This is a genomic window from Aquimarina macrocephali JAMB N27, from assembly GCF_000520995.1.
Lineage (GTDB): Bacteria > Bacteroidota > Bacteroidia > Flavobacteriales > Flavobacteriaceae > Aquimarina > Aquimarina macrocephali.
On sequence record NZ_JACA01000005.1, the window covers coordinates 254,327 to 271,805 of the forward strand.

General features: G+C 33.0%; 12 protein-coding genes and 1 pseudogene. 8 read left to right on the top strand and 5 right to left on the bottom strand.

Going from position 1 to position 17,479, the window contains the following annotated elements; all coding sequences use genetic code 11:
• Positions 1–117: 117 nt before the first annotated feature.
• Positions 118–1,323, bottom strand: coding sequence for a cytochrome-c peroxidase (locus Z054_RS0106305; protein WP_024769232.1), 1,206 nt, complete (start codon positions 1,321–1,323; stop codon positions 118–120).
• A 262-nt stretch (positions 1,324–1,585) separates the two neighbouring features.
• On the opposite strand from Z054_RS0106305, the gene Z054_RS0106310 reads away from it, so the two are divergent.
• The 5 genes and pseudogenes from Z054_RS0106310 to Z054_RS0106325 all read left to right on the top strand — a co-directional run bounded on the left by Z054_RS0106310 (position 1,586) and on the right by Z054_RS0106325 (position 7,202).
• Positions 1,586–3,445 carry a DNA topoisomerase IV subunit B gene (locus tag Z054_RS0106310; RefSeq protein WP_024769233.1) on the top strand — a complete coding sequence of 620 codons (1,860 nt, stop codon included), beginning with the start codon at positions 1,586–1,588 and terminating at the stop codon, positions 3,443–3,445.
• A gap of 25 nt (positions 3,446–3,470) precedes the next feature.
• The gene (locus Z054_RS0106315; protein ID WP_035090764.1) at positions 3,471–6,137 is read left to right on the top strand and encodes a DNA gyrase/topoisomerase IV subunit A; all 2,667 of its coding nucleotides are present in this window, start codon (positions 3,471–3,473) and stop codon (positions 6,135–6,137) included.
• Positions 6,138–6,241: 104 nt separating this feature from the next.
• Positions 6,242–6,484: a hypothetical protein gene (locus Z054_RS29925; RefSeq protein ID WP_051473684.1), complete on the top strand. Its 243-nt coding sequence runs from the start codon at positions 6,242–6,244 to the stop codon at positions 6,482–6,484.
• Between the two features lie 15 nt (positions 6,485–6,499).
• Positions 6,500–6,736 (top strand): annotated as a pseudogene (locus Z054_RS29930) (GNAT family N-acetyltransferase); the annotation flags it as partial.
• 262 nt (positions 6,737–6,998) lie between these two features.
• Entirely contained in the window at positions 6,999–7,202 is a 204-nt protein-coding gene (locus tag Z054_RS0106325) for a hypothetical protein (protein WP_024769235.1), read from the top strand.
• 112 nt (positions 7,203–7,314) lie between these two features.
• Here Z054_RS0106325 and Z054_RS0106330 read toward each other — a convergent pair whose 3' ends face one another.
• Positions 7,315–7,893, bottom strand: a complete 579-nt coding sequence (locus tag Z054_RS0106330) for a PhnA domain-containing protein (RefSeq protein WP_024769236.1) — start codon at positions 7,891–7,893, stop codon at positions 7,315–7,317.
• 176 nt (positions 7,894–8,069) lie between these two features.
• Complete coding sequence (locus tag Z054_RS0106335; RefSeq protein ID WP_024769237.1) at positions 8,070–10,424, bottom strand: outer membrane beta-barrel family protein; 2,355 nt, start codon at positions 10,422–10,424, stop codon at positions 8,070–8,072.
• 241 nt (positions 10,425–10,665) lie between these two features.
• Here Z054_RS0106335 and Z054_RS0106340 point away from each other — a divergent pair, with 241 nt between their 5' ends.
• The 3 genes from Z054_RS0106340 (at position 10,666) to Z054_RS0106350 (ending at position 13,636) form a co-directional block, all read left to right on the top strand.
• Complete coding sequence (locus tag Z054_RS0106340) at positions 10,666–11,742, top strand: hypothetical protein (protein ID WP_206538791.1); 1,077 nt, start codon at positions 10,666–10,668, stop codon at positions 11,740–11,742.
• Between the two features lie 104 nt (positions 11,743–11,846).
• A complete protein-coding gene (locus tag Z054_RS0106345; RefSeq protein ID WP_241461392.1) occupies positions 11,847–12,908 on the top strand; it encodes a sensor histidine kinase in 1,062 nt (353 codons plus the stop codon).
• Complete coding sequence (locus Z054_RS0106350; RefSeq protein WP_024769240.1) at positions 12,905–13,636, top strand: LytR/AlgR family response regulator transcription factor; 732 nt, start codon at positions 12,905–12,907, stop codon at positions 13,634–13,636. The genes Z054_RS0106345 and Z054_RS0106350 overlap by 4 nt, the downstream gene beginning before the upstream one ends.
• Before the next feature lie 57 nt (positions 13,637–13,693).
• Here Z054_RS0106350 and Z054_RS30880 read toward each other — a convergent pair whose 3' ends face one another.
• Together Z054_RS30880 and fdhF are read right to left on the bottom strand one after the other, a co-directional pair.
• Entirely contained in the window at positions 13,694–14,587 is an 894-nt protein-coding gene (locus Z054_RS30880) for an AraC family transcriptional regulator (RefSeq protein ID WP_084050135.1), read from the bottom strand.
• A 155-nt stretch (positions 14,588–14,742) separates the two neighbouring features.
• A complete protein-coding gene (gene fdhF, locus Z054_RS0106360; protein ID WP_024769242.1) occupies positions 14,743–17,469 on the bottom strand; it encodes a formate dehydrogenase subunit alpha in 2,727 nt (908 codons plus the stop codon).
• Between the last annotated feature and the right edge of the window lie 10 nt (positions 17,470–17,479).

Here is a 17,479-nt window from a genome sequence, read left to right on the forward strand (position 1 = left end):
TCAGAAAAATACAATCTAAAACACACTTAAGGTGAGATGCTAAACCCTAAATGTGTTTTAAATGAGATATGATTTCCAGGCTTAGGAATCACTGTTTTTTGCTAACAATTCTTTATACTATAGGAATGGGTTAGCCCATTTTTCATTAGTATAAACATCATTTCCTGAGAGTGTTAATAAAAACTCTTTCAAATCATTTATTTCTTGAGCTGTCATTTGTAGATTTTGTAGATTCCCTCCAGGCTTTAATCTTCGATCTAGCTGAGGGTTGTCTGATGTATTAGGAATATCATTATAATGATCAATAACCTGATCTAAGTCAACAGCAAAGTGCATTAAAGGACCATTAAGTTCTCCTTCGGGATTAAAAATATCACGTAGAGAGGGAGCTCTGGTAACGGTAAAATCAGTATCTGTTATGACTGTTGCAATACGATGAATAAAGCCGTTATTTAAACTTTGCGGATCAATATCAAATTCTGGTGGTCTATGACATGCAGCACAACCAACTCCACCAGAAGTCCTATTTCCGCCAGCATCAAAGTTTGGGCGATCTAAAAACAACTGTTTTCCATTGTTTTCATTTTGCGAAAAATTGGTAAATGGTGCCCTGTCATTTGGAGAAGAAACTCTTCCTGTATCATATCTAGAATCAAAAGATTGAATACTTCTAATGAATTGAGCTAGTGCTAACTGTATTTTGTTTTCTGTAATTTCTGATTCACCATAAACCCAATTAAATAATTCTGGATAATAATCAGTTTCATTTAGTTTATTTAATAAACCATCAAAATTTAAATCTCCATTAGTACCGCTAAATCCCATTTCTGCATGATCCTGGATTGGCATTGTTGTTTGTTCTTCTAATGAAGAAGCTCTTTCGTCCCAGAAGAAATTTGTTTCATCTGCAAACCTAGAATTAATTAGTCGCATAGAATGCCTGGCGGTGGTTCCATTTACACCTTGACTAACCAATGCATTATCACTAAAAGCAGTGGATTGAATGTGACAGCTAGAGCATGAAATAGTGTTGTTAGAAGATAAATTTTTATCATAAAATAAGATTCTACCTAAAGTAGCTCCTTCATTAGTGATTTCATTACCATTTGTATTATCTTTTGTAATATAGGCAGGAGGTATTGTTACATAATTGGATAAATTGTCGAAATCAATATTAAAATACGAAGAGAAATCAAAAGAAGAAGTTACCGGGTTTGTATCTGTAGTGGTTTCAGTATTAATATCGATTTCCTGATTGGATATATCATCATTAGAACAAGCATAAGTAGTTAATAAAATTGATAGTAGCAGGATTTTTTTCATAGTATCGAGATCTTTAGTTGTACGTACTATGACCACATTTTATAGAAATGGTTTAATCTGTGCACAAATTTTTTGAATTATTTTAAAATAATGATCTTTTGATTTCCGTTTTTTATTTAAAAACGGTCTAATTAGATGGATCAAATGGCTGCATACCAAATAATCAACAAAATTCACTATCGATTTGTTAATTACTTTGTAGAAAGGCTATTTTAATTTTGTAAGTGAAACCTTATATTAGCAGGCATTCTACCCAAAATTTATGAGCAAAGAAACCAAATATACCGAAGATAATATACGATCCCTCGACTGGAAAGAACATATACGTATGCGACCCGGAATGTATATCGGGAAACTAGGTGATGGTTCTTCTGCAGATGATGGAATTTATATTTTAGTAAAAGAGGTACTCGACAATTCGATTGATGAATATGTAATGGGAGCCGGTAAGACGATTGAGATTTCTATACAAGGAGAAAAAGTAGTTGTTAGAGATTATGGTCGTGGGATTCCGCTAGGCAAAGTGGTAGACGTAGTTTCTAAAATGAATACCGGAGGTAAATATGATTCCCGGGCATTTAAAAAATCAGTCGGACTTAATGGAGTGGGTACCAAAGCGGTTAATGCGTTGTCTGCATTCTTTAAAGTAGAATCTACTCGAGACGGTAAATCAGCTTCGGCAGAATTCGAAAAAGGAAACCTTACAAATCAGGAAACATTAGAAGAAACTTCTCGTAGAAGAGGAACTAAAGTATCTTTTGTACCAGATAATACAATATTTAAGCATTATAAGTACCGCGCAGAGTATGTGGCCAAAATGCTAAAAAACTATGTGTACCTTAACCCTGGTTTGACCATTATTTTTAATGGAGAGAAATATTTTTCAGAAAATGGATTAAAAGATTTGCTTTCTGATACTATAAATAAGGAGGATCAATTATATGATATTATTCATCTTCAAGGTGATGATATTGAAATCGCGATTACTCATAGTAAAACACAATATAGTGAGGAGTATCATTCTTTTGTAAATGGACAGCATACTACACAAGGAGGAACACATCAAGCTGCATTTAGAGAGGCTATAGTAAAGACCATTAGAGAATATTATGGTAAAAACTATGAAGCCAGTGATATTCGTAAATCCATTGTATCTGCGATAAGTATAAAAGTGATGGAGCCCGTTTTTGAAAGTCAGACAAAAACCAAGTTAGGGTCTGCGGAAATGGGAGGAGATCTACCTACAGTAAGAACCTATATTAATGATTTTGTAAAAACACAACTGGATAACTTCTTACATAAAAATCCAAATACTACTGAAAGTCTACAACGTAAAATATTACAGGCAGAGCGTGAACGTAAAGATTTATCCGGAATTCGGAAACTGGCAAAAGAAAGAGCAAAAAAAGCCAGTCTACATAATAAGAAATTAAGAGATTGCCGTGTTCATCTTACCGATAGTAAGAAAGATCGTAATCTCGAAAGTACTCTATTTATTACCGAGGGAGATTCTGCAAGTGGATCTATAACAAAATCCAGAGACGTGAATACTCAAGCTGTTTTTAGCTTACGCGGAAAACCGTTGAATAGCTATAACATGAGTAAAAAAATTGTCTATGAAAATGAAGAATTCAATCTGTTACAAGCAGCATTAAATATAGAAGAATCATTAGAAGATTTACGATATAATAATATTGTAATCGCAACAGATGCCGATGTAGATGGAATGCACATACGATTATTGTTAATCACCTTTTTCTTACAGTTCTTTCCCGAAGTAATAAAAGAAGGGCATTTATATATATTGCAGACTCCGTTGTTTAGAGTTCGGAACAAAAAAGAAACAATCTATTGTTATTCTGAGCAGGAAAGAAGAGATGCTATTGCAAAATTATCGGGTAAACCAGAAATCACACGATTTAAGGGATTAGGTGAGATTTCTCCAGATGAATTTGTACACTTTATAGGAGATGATATACGTTTAGACCCTGTAATGCTGGATAAAGAAAAATCGATTGAAGAATTATTGTCTTTTTATATGGGAAAAAACACACCACAACGACAAGAATTTATCATAGATAATCTAAAAGTAGAACTTGATACAATAGAGGAAGAATTATAATTATTAGAAGCCCCAGAAATTATATATGGATTTGGAAAACGAAAACGAAGAACTACATCACGATTCTACCCCCGAAGATCATCAACCACAAGAGGTGATCACTAAGGTTACAGGAATGTATAAAGACTGGTTTTTGGATTATGCATCTTATGTAATCTTAGAGCGAGCAGTACCGGCAATTGAAGATGGTTTAAAACCAGTACAACGTCGTATTCTTCATTCTATGAAGGATCTCGATGATGGTCGATATAATAAAGTGGCCAATATTGTAGGGCATACGATGCAGTATCATCCTCATGGTGATGCCAGTATTGCTGATGCAATGGTACAAGTTGGGCAAAAAGAATTGCTGATTGATATGCAAGGTAACTGGGGTAATATCCTTACCGGTGATAGAGCAGCCGCATCGAGATATATAGAAGCCCGCCTGTCTAAATTTGCATTAGATGTAGTATACAATCCCAAAGTTACCGACTGGCAATTATCCTATGATGGTAGAAAGAAAGAACCTATTAATCTTCCTGTAAAATTTCCTTTATTACTGGCACAAGGAGCAGAAGGAATAGCCGTTGGATTAAGTACTAAGATTTTACCACACAATTTCATCGAATTAATCGATGCATCCATTAAACATTTACAAGGCAAACGATTTACTATTTTCCCAGATTTTCCTACATCAGGAATAGCAGATTTTACAAACTATAATGATGGTAATCGTGGCGGTAAAGTTAGGGTACGTGCCGAGATATCTCAATATGAGAAGAACACTTTGGTTATAAATGAGATACCATTTTCTACTACAACCACATCTTTAATTGATTCTATTCTTAAAGCTAATGAAAAAGGAAAGATAAAGATTAAGAAAATAGAGGATAATACCGCAGCAAAAGTAGAGATATTAATACATCTTCCTTCTGGTATCTCCCCTGATAAAACGATCGATGCACTTTATGCATTTACGAATTGCGAAGTGTCTATATCACCATTAGGATGTGTTATAGAAGATAATAAGCCAAACTTTATTGGTGTTTCAGAAATGTTGCGCCGTTCTACCGATAATACAGTAGAATTACTAAAGAAAGAGCTCGAGATCCAGTTAGAAGAGTTACAGGAACAATGGCATTTTGCATCATTAGAAAGAATATTTATCGAAAACCGGATCTACCGAGATATAGAAGAAGTAGAAACATGGCCGGGGGTGATTGAAGCTATTGATAAAGGATTACAACCTCATATTAAACATCTAAAACGAGCGATTACCGAGGAAGATATTGTACGCCTGACAGATATTCGAATTAAACGTATTTCTAAATTTGATATAGATAAAGCACAACAAAAAATAGATGCACTTGAAGAAGATATAGCCCAAGTAAAACATCATCTCGAGCACCTTATAGAGTTTGCCATAGATTACTTTAAAAGGCTAAAAACTACATATGGTAAAGGAAAAGAACGTAAGACCGAAATCAAGATTTTTGATGATATTGAAGCAACCAAAGTTGTAATTCGAAATACAAAATTATACGTAAATCGTGAAGAAGGGTTTATCGGTACTTCGCTACGTAAAGACGAGTATGTAGCAGATTGTTCTGATATTGATGACATTATCTGTTTTACAGAAGAAGGAAAATTGATGATTACCAAAGTTGGATCAAAAACTTTTATTGGTAAAAATATAATTCATATAGCTGTTTTTAAGAAAAAAGATAAACGTACGATTTATAATATGATTTATCAAGATGGTAGAGGAGGAGCATCATATGTTAAGCGTTTTGCAGTTACAGGAGTAACAAGAGATAAAGAATATGATCTTGCACAAGGAAAAAAAGGATCAAAAGTCACATATTTCTCTGCTAATCCAAATGGTGAGGCCGAAGTAATTACTATTTTCTTGCGACAAGCAGGAAGTATTAAAAAATTAAAATTCGATCTTGATTTTGCAGACTTGTTAATCAAAGGTAGAGGGGTAAAAGGAAATATTGTTACCAAATATAATATTAAACGTGTTGAATTGAAAGAACAAGGAGTATCTACTCTAAAACCACGAAGAATTTGGTTTGATGATTCGGTACAGCGCCTTAATGTAGATGGAAGAGGTGAATTGTTAGGTGAATTTAGAGGAGAGGATCGTCTTTTGGTTATTACTCAAAAAGGTAATGCAAAAACAATAATTCCCGAAATGACATTGCATTTTAGTTCGGATATGATTGTTTTAGAAAAATGGAAACCCAAAAAACCAATATCTGCAATATATTGGGATGGAGAGAAAGAGCGATACTACATAAAACGTTTTCTGATTGAACACCCAGAGCGCGAAGAAACTTTTATTACAGAACATCAAAAATCTTTCTTAGAAGTTGTTTCTACAGATTATAGACCGATAGCAGAAATAATATTTACGAAGCTTAGAGGCAAAGATCAACGACCGACCGAAGAAATAAACCTCGAAGAGTTTATATCGATCAAAGGATCAAAAGCTTTAGGGAATCAATTAACTACACATAAAGTAAAACAGATCAATTTACTGGATTCATTACCATATGAAGAACAAGAATCACTTCCTACCGAAGAAATTGAAGTGATTGAAGAAGAAAATGTATCTCCTGAAGCAACCAACAATCAAACTTCAGCAAAATCTTCAGACGATGACGCCGATGCCGGTGAAGAAGGGGAACAGGCGAGCCTTTTTTAGATATTGACTAAAAAGGATTAATATGTAGTGGTACAGTACATATTAATAAACTTAATAGAGAAACTAACTTCTTTAGAAATGAAAGAAGTAAAAAACATTCTAATTTGTTAATCTGTAAAACTCAAGAAATAGATATCGATACTGTAGTATCGATAGAGACCGATATTGAGAATTCACAGTTCATATTGACTAGCTCAAAAGAGGAACACTTAAATCTGATAGCAGATAGAAATATTGAACATTTGATACTGAAATCTGAAAATAACATAACTATCGGTTTTGTAATATTGGCAGGATTGCAAAATAACAATAGAAGTATTGAGTTTCGTAGAATTGTTATAAACTAGAAAGGCAGAGGTTTTGGTAGAATGGCAATCAAAGAATTAAAACAGTATTGTTTTAAAAAATTAAACTGCCATCGATTGTGGTTAGATGTATTCGAAACTAATAAAAGAGCCAGATATTTATATCAATCAGAAGGGTTTAAAGAGGAAGGAACATTAAGAGATAGCATATGGGTTAATGGTGAATTTAAAAACTTAATAATCATGTCGATGCTTGAAAACGAATATATAAATACTCCTGTCAACAAAGTATAGAAAACTATTATTCTTTTCTAATATTAAAGTAAAGGCGAATTTAAGGTGTAAGTCTTCGTCATCAGATAGTAATAAATTAGCTATTCTAAGTTCAAATAAAGGTTTTTTGAGTTTTAACAGGCAAATACAGATGGCCAATTTACACTTATCAATTTAATACTATCAATTATTACCATAACCAGAGCGATTATATAATACAGGTTTTTAAAATTTAGAACATAAGTACTTTTGATACTACATATAATTCAAAAAAAATAGTATAATGAAAAGTACATTAGAAAAATTCAAAAAATTTGAAATAGAAAAATCTAAGCTAAAAAACATTAATGGAGAAAGAGTTTGGGTTTGTACCATGACAGATATAAATGGAGGTGCATATGTGTCTAAACATTCCCAGGTTAAAGCTTTTATAGCGAGAGGTTACCACTGTGAACAACCACGACTAAAATATATGAATGTATTGTAAGAATTTATAAAAATAAAAATTAGGATACATAAAAAAACTGTGAGTTTTTGATTTAGACTCACAGTTTTTTTGTTGAATACATTTTAAGATTGTTCTATTACTTTTTAGTTCTTTATGTCTTTTTTACAAACTTAGTAAGAATCACAATATGTTGCCCATTAGCTCGACCTTCTATATGTTCGGCATTATCATGCACTAATGAAATATTTCGAACAGGAGTACCTCGTTTGGCAGTAAAATTAGCACCTTTTACATCGAGATCTTTAATCAAGACAACAGAATCTCCAGCTTGTAATAGTGCACCATTAGCATCTAAATGTTTAATAGCATTCTCTTTATCATCACCATCTCCTGTAGCATTTGCCCATGCCGCCATATCTTCATCCAGATATAGTATATCTAATAAATCTTGAGGCCAACCTTCAGATTTTAATCTATGTAACATTCTCCATGCCATTACTTGTACAGCAGGAACTTCACTCCACATACTATCATTAAGGCAGCGCCAGTGATTTGCATCTACTTTCTCAGGGTCTTCTATTTGTTCTAAACACACTTGAGAAATGAGAATATGCGAATCCAGACCTGTTCCTGGAGACTTAGGAACTTCATAGACTTTTAAATTTTCAGTTTCTCCTGATAATTCACATACAGATCCACTACGCTTGTGTAATTCTCTTTCTAGACTCATTATAATGATACGTTTAATATATATAGATTGTTTGGTACTGCAAAAGTGCATTAAAATTTATAATTATGAAATACCAAGTAAACTATTTATTGATAACGGCAAATAATAATAAAACCCATTAGAATTAGAAAGTCTAAAGGGTTTTATTAACTGAAATTTTAGTGCAAGTATATTGATTAGTCTGGTAAACGGTCACGGTCAGATTTTTTACGATTAAAACGATATGTGAGAGTTGCGCTAACTCTTCTGCCGCTTCTGGTAGCAGAGGAAACCAAACTGTAGTTTTGCCCTGTAACTGTCGATTTGTTAATTCTCGAATCAAAAATGTTATTCGCATTAAGTGTTAGAGAAACTTTGTCTTTAAATAGGTCTTTACTAATCCCAAAGTTTGCCCAATATTGTGATTTTATAAGTCTTTGCCCACTATTACTTTTTCCCTGATAAGTGAAATTTGTTTGTATAGAAAACCCTTTTGAAAACTTCATTCTAGAATTTACTCTTGTAGACCATTTTGTATCTTCTGTATCATAATTGATGTTTTCATAAGTTCCTTCTTGTGTAAAAGTATAATAATTGAATTCACCAGATAAACGCCACCATTTAAACGGGTTATATGTTGTTGCTAGCTCAAATCCAAGACGTTCTTCATGAGATAAATTTACGGGTGTTGTTATAAAACCTCCTTCGGCAGTAGGAGAGGTAATAAACTGGAAGAAATCAGTATGATATTGATAGTAAATTGATGGATTGAGCGTTATTTTTGTCCATCTTTTTAATAATGCAAGTTCAAGAACATTTGCATATGCAGGGTTTAAATCAGGATTTCCTGCAAAGAGATCTCTAGGATCCGAAAGCCCTCCAAATGGATTTAGTTGCCAAAATCGTGGTCGATTAATTCTTCTGCTATAACTTAATTGAAGATTGGTTCTTTCTGTAAAATTATAAGTAAAATGAGTGGTAGGAAATATGTCTGTGTATTTTTTCTTATTACTGAAAAGAGCTTCGCGATCACTAATACCGATATCAGAATGTTCTAGCCTAACTCCCAGAAGATAATTAAACTTTTTTCTATTGTTACCATATTGCATATATGCTCCATAAATACGCTCGTCATAATCCAGACGATTATCAAAACCTTCTAATATTTGATCGTCTACCCATGCAGTATAATCACTGGTAATTCTCCTGATTTCTGCTCTTACACCTGTTTCTAATCTGGATTTTTCGGTCAAAGGAGATATGAAATCAGATAGCATAAGGAGATCTTTACTACTTTCTACATCCCGGGTTCTGATTCTTGTTAGACCTCCTTCGGTAGGTAGAATACGTTGTTGTGTGATCATTTCATTTTCATCATCATTCCAAAAATCGTACTGAACATTAGCTGTAAATTTTTGCCCCTTTTTATCAAATGTTTTTACATAGGTGATTTCTAGCTGATTAAAATTCTGAGGTTCTTTATAATCCTCTTTTCGTGATATAACACTATCTGTTTCTTTATTGGTATTTAGATAGGTATAAGTAAAATCAGTTTCATCAGTATTCTTTAATTTGTTATGATAAAAGCTTGTGGTAAGTGTATTTTTATCATTAATGTAATAATCCCCACCAAAATATATATTATAATGATCATCATTTCTTTTGGTGTCTGCATTAAGATTTACACTATTGGCTATAGCGTTTATTTGGGTAGTCTGTGTTTGTTTTTCTTCTCCAAAAAAATTAGCATACCTGTACCCCAGGTTAGCAAACACATTAATTTTTTCTGTTTTATAATTTAGGTTAATATTTGCATTGTGATTTGCAGGAATTCCTGAAGTAAGTTGTAAAGAACCTCCAAAACCAGAACGTTTATTTTTTTTAAGAATAATGTTTATAATACCTGCAGCACCTTCAGATTCATATCTGGCTGAAGGATTAGTAATTACCTCTACTTTTTCGATGTTTTCTGCCGGAATCTGCTCAAGCCCATTGTTTGCAGTCAGCACAGAAGGTTTGCCATTAATTAGTATTCTAACACTTGGATTTCCTCTAAGACTAACAGCCCCTGCAGCATCTACACTTACCGAAGGCACATTATCTAATACATCACTTATTGTTCCTCCTTTATGAATTAGATCTTTTCCTACATTAAATACTTTTTTATCTAATTTATACTCTACAGTAGTTTTTTCTGATACTATTGTTACTTCTGCTAATTGCTCATTATCTTCCTCAAGTATTATAGTATCAAGAGTCATATCGGCATCGATAGTGATGTTATTTATTATGTATGTTTTAAAAGAGATATATTCTATTTTAATATTATATTTTCCAGGGGAAATTTCTATAACAAAATTTCCTTCTGCATTGGTAATCCCACCCGTAATAGTTTTTTGATTTACCGAGTTTATGATTGCTATTGTAGCAAACTCTAATGGTTGTTTATACACTTTTTCTATTACCTTACCACTAAGAGTTAGTTGTTTTGACATTTGTGCTTGTAAAGACATAATACAGCTTAACAAGAATATAAATGCTATTTTTTTCATCCTGATTAGTTTTTAATTTTGGTCAAAAATGATTGTTTTATGAGTACCGATTTTGAGTTGTCGACCAATACCAACAAAAAATCGTCGGATGATAAAAGATGATGAGTAAGAGATATTCGTCGTTTATTTTACTTGATTCAGGCAGTTTTTTTATGAATTCGTCTACTTCATTCATTTAAAGGCAATACAGCGTTTATTTTTGAATTAGATATTATTATTTATTAGCTATAAACAAATGAAAATGAAACCAGTCTTTCTACTTATTATAATTCTAATTTTTACTTCTTTTGAAAATCAAATAGAGGACTATGTCTGTAAACCTTGTGGGTTATCCTGTGATGAATTTACTTTTTCTAAACCCGGAACTTGCTCACATTGTAAAATGAAGCTTATAAAGAAAAGTGATTTAGAAAAAAAGTTGGTTTTAAATGAAATTGACATTCAAAATGGTTCGGGAGAGTTCCTTATTGATGGAGGAAATGAAAATAAAAACAAAACCATAAAAGTCTTTTATCATAAACCAAAAAATTACCAATCAGAATCAAAAATCTTAATCGTTGTTCCCGGAGCTGGAAGAAATGGAGATAGTTATAGAGATGCCTGGGTTTCGGCTTCAGAAAAATATGGAATACTTATTCTTTCGCCGATGTATTCTGAAAAAGAATATGGATTTGGAGCATATCATATGTGCGGATTGATGTATGACTTGAATTTAAAAAACAATATAGAATATGTAAAAAACTCTAATATTGTAAAGCTAAAAGATGATGGTTTTACTTTTAAAGTGAATTTTAATCCTGAAAAATGGATTTTTCAGGATTTTGACAGATTATTTGATCTTGTTGTTGATACTCTACATGCTACCCAAACACAATATGATCTTTTTGGGCATTCTGCAGGTGGTCAAATTTTACATCGTATGGCAATCTTCCAGCAAAATTCTAAAGCCAACAGGATTTTAGCATCTAATTCTGGTTTTTATACATTACCAGATTTTGAATCAGAACTTCCTTTTGGAATAAAAAACACAAAACTTACAGAGCAAGATTTGAAATCTTCGTTTAGAAAAAAATTAATTTTATTTATAGGAGAATTAGATAATGAAGATGAAATAGGAGGCACATTGTTGAGATCAGTGTCTGCGGATAAACAAGGAGTACATAGATTAGAAAGAGGAAAATTCTTTTTTAACGAGGCAAAAGCAAAAGCGAAGAAGATGAATCTCGATTTTAATTGGGAGCTAAAAATAATACCAAATATTGGTCATAATCATCGAAAAATGGGAGCATCTGCCGCCGAGTTTCTATATGAAAAGTAGTTGGCCTACAGTAAAAGATCTCTTCAAAAAAGCAGTAATTTGGAGTAAAATTATTGAATAATATTTTTTAGAGAATAAGTCGTATATAACAGCATATTTAGATTATGAATTTTAAAAAATTAAAAGAAGATTTTAGACAGTCAAGATTATCTTTTCATATTATATTTTGGTTGGTTGTGTTATTGTTTTTTATGGTTAGAGATGATTTTGAAGAAAATCATACAATGGTCGCTTCTTTGGTGTATAAGATTTGCATTATGATTCCTCAAATATTAGCTTCCTATTCTTTAACATACGTTTTGGTTCCCAAATTTATTTACACCAAAAAATATGTGCGTTTTACGATTTTAATGCTTCTTAGTGCTTACATATTTAGTGCATTAAGTAGAGTACTAATAGTTCATGTAGCAGAACCATTGGTACGAATACCTCCGTTTACTCAAGAAACGGTCGCTCAAATTTTTCTGGATGTAAAATTTTTGATGGCACACTATTTTCCTAGTATTTATATAGCAGCATTAATTTTTCTGGCAGTTCAGTTTATAGTAGATATTTCTATGGTGAAACAGCAAAATTTGTTATTAGAAAAAGAGAAAGTAGGAGCAGAATTAAAAATGCTTAAGACTCAATTACATCCTCATTTTTTATTTAATACACTTAATAATATTTATATGTTGTCTTTGGATAATTCTCCAAAAACTCCAGAATCAATAAGTAAGCTATCTGAGATATTGGATTATGTGCTATATAGATGTAATACTAAATTTGTTTCTGTTACGAACGAAATTTCTTTTCTCGAAAATTATATCGCCCTTGAAAAACTAAGATATGACGATCGTTTGCAGGTGACATTTAATACATTATTAGAGGAGGATATAGAAATAGCTCCGCTTATTTTGCTCCCATTAGTTGAAAATGCATTTAAACATGGAGCAGGAGAGGATAGCGGATCCCCAAAAATTGATATTTCTATTAATTATCAAGACACTATTTTTACCTTTGTAGTCACTAATTCTATTGCTAATTCTACACAAGAGGGAGTTAAAGAATCTATCGGACTTAATAACATCAAGCAACAATTGGATTTAATTTACCCCAATGATTATATCCTTAATATCGATGAAAAAGAAAGCTTATTTACAGTAACCCTAGAACTTACAGTATGAATACATTTATTACAAAGACAAGATGTTTGATCGTTGATGATGAGCCTTTGGCTGTACGACTTATAGAAAAGCACATTTCTCAAATAGAGTCTTTAGAAGTGGTTGCTTCCTGTAATAATGCACTAAAAGCTTTTGAGATTTTGAATAATGAAGCTATTGATTTATTGTTTTTGGATGTAAAAATGCCTTCGGTTACAGGGATAGACCTTTTAAAAACGATAAAACACCCTCCTAGTACTATTCTAACAACTGCTTATAGAGATTATGCTCTAGAAGGGTATGACCTAGATATAGTAGATTACATTTTGAAACCTGTGACTTTTGATAGGTTTTTTAAAGCAGTAGAGCGTTATTTCAGAATAAAAAATGGAATCCAGAGAGATACAGAAGCACCCGTTAATGCATTAACAGGAGAAGATCCCTATATTCTTATCAAATCAGGAAACAAACATCACAAAATACATTTAAATACCATTCTATATATTGAAAGTTTAAAAGATTATATAAAAATACATACCGATAAGAAATGTATTGTGGCTAAATACAAAATCGGTGATATAGAACTTGAATTAGCAGATAAAGAATTTTTAAGAACACATCGATCTTATATTATTAATCTAAAAAAAGTAACGGCTTTTACAACAAACGATATTGATATTGACACTGTAGAGATTCCTATAGGTGTTAGTTACAGAGATAAGGTGTTTCCATTTTTAGAAAAAATATGATAGGAGATAGGTATATCTTTTGAAACCTGTATAACATAGTGTCAATGATTATGCAATTCATTGAATAGGAACCCAGATTTCTTCTTCAGATTTCGGATGATGTGGACCATGGTACTTGTCTCCCATAATTGCAAAATGATTTCTTTGACCCAATTCATAACCCGAATTAGGAAGCCATTTTCCGTGTATATAATCCATTGTTTTTTTGAAAGTATCAACAGGTCCTTTATTAATAAATATAGCGTATTTGCCACCTGGTAGTACATAAGAGACCATTCCTTCTGGAATCTGATCAAAATCTGTGACTTCGACGGCAGCCCATTTTTCGAATATCACATCTTCTGTAAAAGTGTCAAAAGTGATGTCTTCATCAAATGACTGTACAGAATAATACCCCGTGTTTTTGTTGTTTTTGATCTCAAATCTTCTGGGCATAAATTGTTGCCACATTTGAGATGTCGTATCATTAGATAGTGAAGTTTTTATTCGCATTCCTACTAATTTTCTATCTGTAATAGTAATAATTTTTGGTTCCATAGAAACAAAATCGTTTTGTAATTTATTGATATCGGCTGGTGATAAGGTATATCGTTCAAAAGTTACAAGTCGATGCCCTTTTTTTCTATACTTTCCCGGGCTGGTATTAAACACAGATTGAAAAGCACGTGTATATGCTTGCTGAGAATCAAATTGATAACGTTCTGCAATAGCTACAATAGGTTCTCGGGTAAGAATTAACTCATGAGCAGACTCAGAAACTCTTCGTTTTCTAACATAGTCTACCACTGTTTCTCCGGTAACAGCCGCAAAAAGACGAATAAAATGATATTTAGAGTAACAAGCCTCCTGTGCAATACGATCCGATGTAAGTACGTTTTTTAGGTTCTCTTCTATAAAAGTAATTGCATTAGAAATTCTATATTGGTATGAGTCTTTAGCGCTTTTAGGCATAATTTGCTTTTTGAACACTACAAGAGTACATCTAAAACTCGACTATTTTTTGATCGGTATTGCGAAAATGGTTTAGAAAAACTAATAATACAGTTATCCTCAGGTAAAGTCAAAAACCTACCTCAAGAATACCTGAATGATTATAGGTATATAGATTAACTTAACTGTGGTTTAAATTTTCCTTTACTTTTTCGTATTCGAACAGCGACAACTTTATATTCTGGACACATTGCTTCAGAATCATGAATATCTCCGGTTAAATTATTAATCATAATTTCTGGGAAATGAAAAGTAGTACTTAATACACCTTTTTTAACTTCATCTGTAATTCTGGCTTTTACATCTACTTTTCCTCTTGGAGATTCTAGACAGACATAATCACCTTCATTAACTAAGTTTTCCTGAGCGTCTTCTGGATGAATCATTAAATAATCATCAGATAGTATTTGTTCATTAGCAGTTCTACGAGTCATAGCTCCACAATTATAATGCTCTAACTCCCTGTTTGTTGTTAAAATATATGGATAATCTTTGGCATGTGAAGTTAATTCTTTGGTTTCTTCCCAAGAATTAAACTCAAATAATCCTTTTCCTCGTTTAAAATCTGTTTTATGAAGAATTTGCGTGTCTGTACCATCTTTTGCAACAGGCCATTGCAGTCCGTTTACACCTAATCTATCCCATGTAATCCCGGCAAAGAAAGGAACGATTTGAGATATTTCTTCCAACATTCCATCGGGAGTATAGTCTGCTTGAGCATATCCCATTTTATTCATAATATCTACAATAATTTGCCCGTCTGGTTTAGATCCTTCAATAGGTTCAACAACTTTATGAACCGCTTGCACACGTCTCTCTCCATTGGTAAACGTTCCGTTTTTCTCCAGAAACGATGCACCTGGCAAAATAACGTCTGCATATTTTGCAGTTTCGGTCATGAACAATTCTTGAACAATTACAAGATCGGTTGACTGAAGTGCTTTAATAACTTTTTGTGTGTTAGGATCTGTTTGCACAACATCTTCTCCTATAATCCAAATAGCTTTTAGATTTCCTGCCAAGGCAGCATCAAACATTTCGGGTATTTTGTATCCTATGTTCATAGGTACATTTACACCATAAAATTCATTATACTGTTTATTTACCTTATCGCTAGTAATATCTAAATATCCTGCTCCCTGATGCGGTTGTACTCCCATATCAGCAGAACCTTGCACATTATTTTGCCCGCGTAGCGGATTTACACCAACACCGCGTCTTCCAATATTACCAGTAAGCAAAGCCAAATCGGCAATTTGCATTACTGTAAATGTACCTTGAGAATGCTCTGTTACTCCTAGTCCATGAAAAGACATCGCATTTGGAGCAGAAGCATAGGCAATGGCCGCTTCACGTACCTGATTACGATCCACACCAGAAACAGCTTCTAATTTGTCTATATTTATGGAAAGAATCTCTTTTTTATACTCTTCAAATCCTTCTGTTCTATTTTGGATAAAAGAAGCATCTGCCAGTTCTTCGGTTATAATGTAATACATCATCATATTAAGAACAGCCACATTAGTTCCTGGTCTTAATGCTAAGTGGTGTGTTGCATATTTAGCCAATTCGGTACGTCTTGGATCAATAACAATAGATACATTATCACTCTTCATCGCAAACTGTTTTAATTTGGCTCCTGTAACGGGGTGCGCATCGGTTGGGTTAGCCCCAATAACCATAATACAATTTGTGTCTTTTAAATCATCAATAGAGTTTGTAGCTGCTCCGGTACCATATGTACGTTGCATTCCTAATGCGGTAGGCGAGTGGCATACTCGTGCACAACCATCAATATTGTTAGTCTGTATTACTGCTCTAAAGAATTTTTGCATTAAATAATTCTCTTCATTGGTACATCGTGAAGACGAAATCCCTGCCATAGAATCCGAGCCAAATTCATTTTTATAAGAAGTTAATTTTGAAGCGATATATTCATATACTTCGTCCCAGCTAACCTTTTCAAATGCCCCATTTCTTTTGATCATAGGAGAGTTTAAACGCTCTGGGTGATCGTAAAACTTAAAAGCATATCGACCTTTTAAACAGGTATGTCCCTGGTTTACCTCTGCATCATAAGGAGCTTGAATACTTAATATTTCTCCATTACTTGTAGCGACTTCAAGATTACATCCTACACCACAATAGGTACATATAGTTCTTGTTGTATCGGTTGCTTTAATAGCTTTTGACTGAAAAACATCTGAAATAGCAGAAGTAGGGCATGCTTGAGAACAAGCACCGCAACTTACACAATCAGAATCCATAAAAGATTGATCTAACCCTTTGATGATAGAAGAATCAAAGCCTCGACCAGACATACTTAATACAAACTGCCCTTGTACTTCATCACATGCACGTACGCATCGATAACAATTAATGCATTTGGATAAATCTGAAGTCATATAGGGATGACTTAAATCTTTTGTTTTATGAAGATGATTATCTCCCTCTGGATAGCGTACTTCTCTAATTCCTACCTGGGCAGCAACTGTTTGTAGCTCACAATTTCCATTTACCTCACAGGTTAAACAATCAAGAGGATGGTCTGTTAGTACTAACTCAACAATATTTTTTCGTAATTCTTTAACCGATTCAGAATTTGTGTATATATATTGCCCTTCTGAAACCGGGGTATGGCAAGAGGCCAAAGTCTTAACAGCTCCGTTTTCTTCTAAAGCTACTTCTACGCTACACACACGGCAAGAACCGAAAGGATCTAAGTTTGGTGCATCACATAAGGTTGGAACAAGATTTCTTTCTTTATACCTTCTTATAAAAGAGAGCATAGTTTCTCCTTCAACTATTTCGAAAGCCTGATTATCTATATAAGCTGTTTTCATTATATTAAAT

Bases quoted from the DNA above. Each gene is read 5' to 3' on its own strand.
- Z054_RS0106330 (WP_024769236.1), bottom strand. From the start codon at position 7,893: ATGAGTCTAGAAAGAGAATTACACAAGCGTAGTGGATCTGTATGTGAA.
- Z054_RS0106350 (WP_024769240.1), top strand. From the start codon at position 12,905: ATGAATACATTTATTACAAAGACAAGATGTTTGATCGTTGATGATGAG.
- Z054_RS0106315 (WP_035090764.1), top strand. From the start codon at position 3,471: ATGGATTTGGAAAACGAAAACGAAGAACTACATCACGATTCTACCCCC.
- Z054_RS0106325 (WP_024769235.1), top strand. From the start codon at position 6,999: ATGAAAAGTACATTAGAAAAATTCAAAAAATTTGAAATAGAAAAATCT.
- Z054_RS0106310 (WP_024769233.1), top strand. From the start codon at position 1,586: ATGAGCAAAGAAACCAAATATACCGAAGATAATATACGATCCCTCGAC.
- Z054_RS30880 (WP_084050135.1), bottom strand. From the start codon at position 14,587: ATGCCTAAAAGCGCTAAAGACTCATACCAATATAGAATTTCTAATGCA.
- Z054_RS0106305 (WP_024769232.1), bottom strand. From the start codon at position 1,323: ATGAAAAAAATCCTGCTACTATCAATTTTATTAACTACTTATGCTTGT.
- fdhF (WP_024769242.1), bottom strand. From the start codon at position 17,469: ATGAAAACAGCTTATATAGATAATCAGGCTTTCGAAATAGTTGAAGGA.
- Z054_RS0106340 (WP_206538791.1), top strand. From the start codon at position 10,666: ATGAAACCAGTCTTTCTACTTATTATAATTCTAATTTTTACTTCTTTT.
- Z054_RS0106335 (WP_024769237.1), bottom strand. From the start codon at position 10,424: ATGAAAAAAATAGCATTTATATTCTTGTTAAGCTGTATTATGTCTTTA.
- Z054_RS0106345 (WP_241461392.1), top strand. From the start codon at position 11,847: ATGAATTTTAAAAAATTAAAAGAAGATTTTAGACAGTCAAGATTATCT.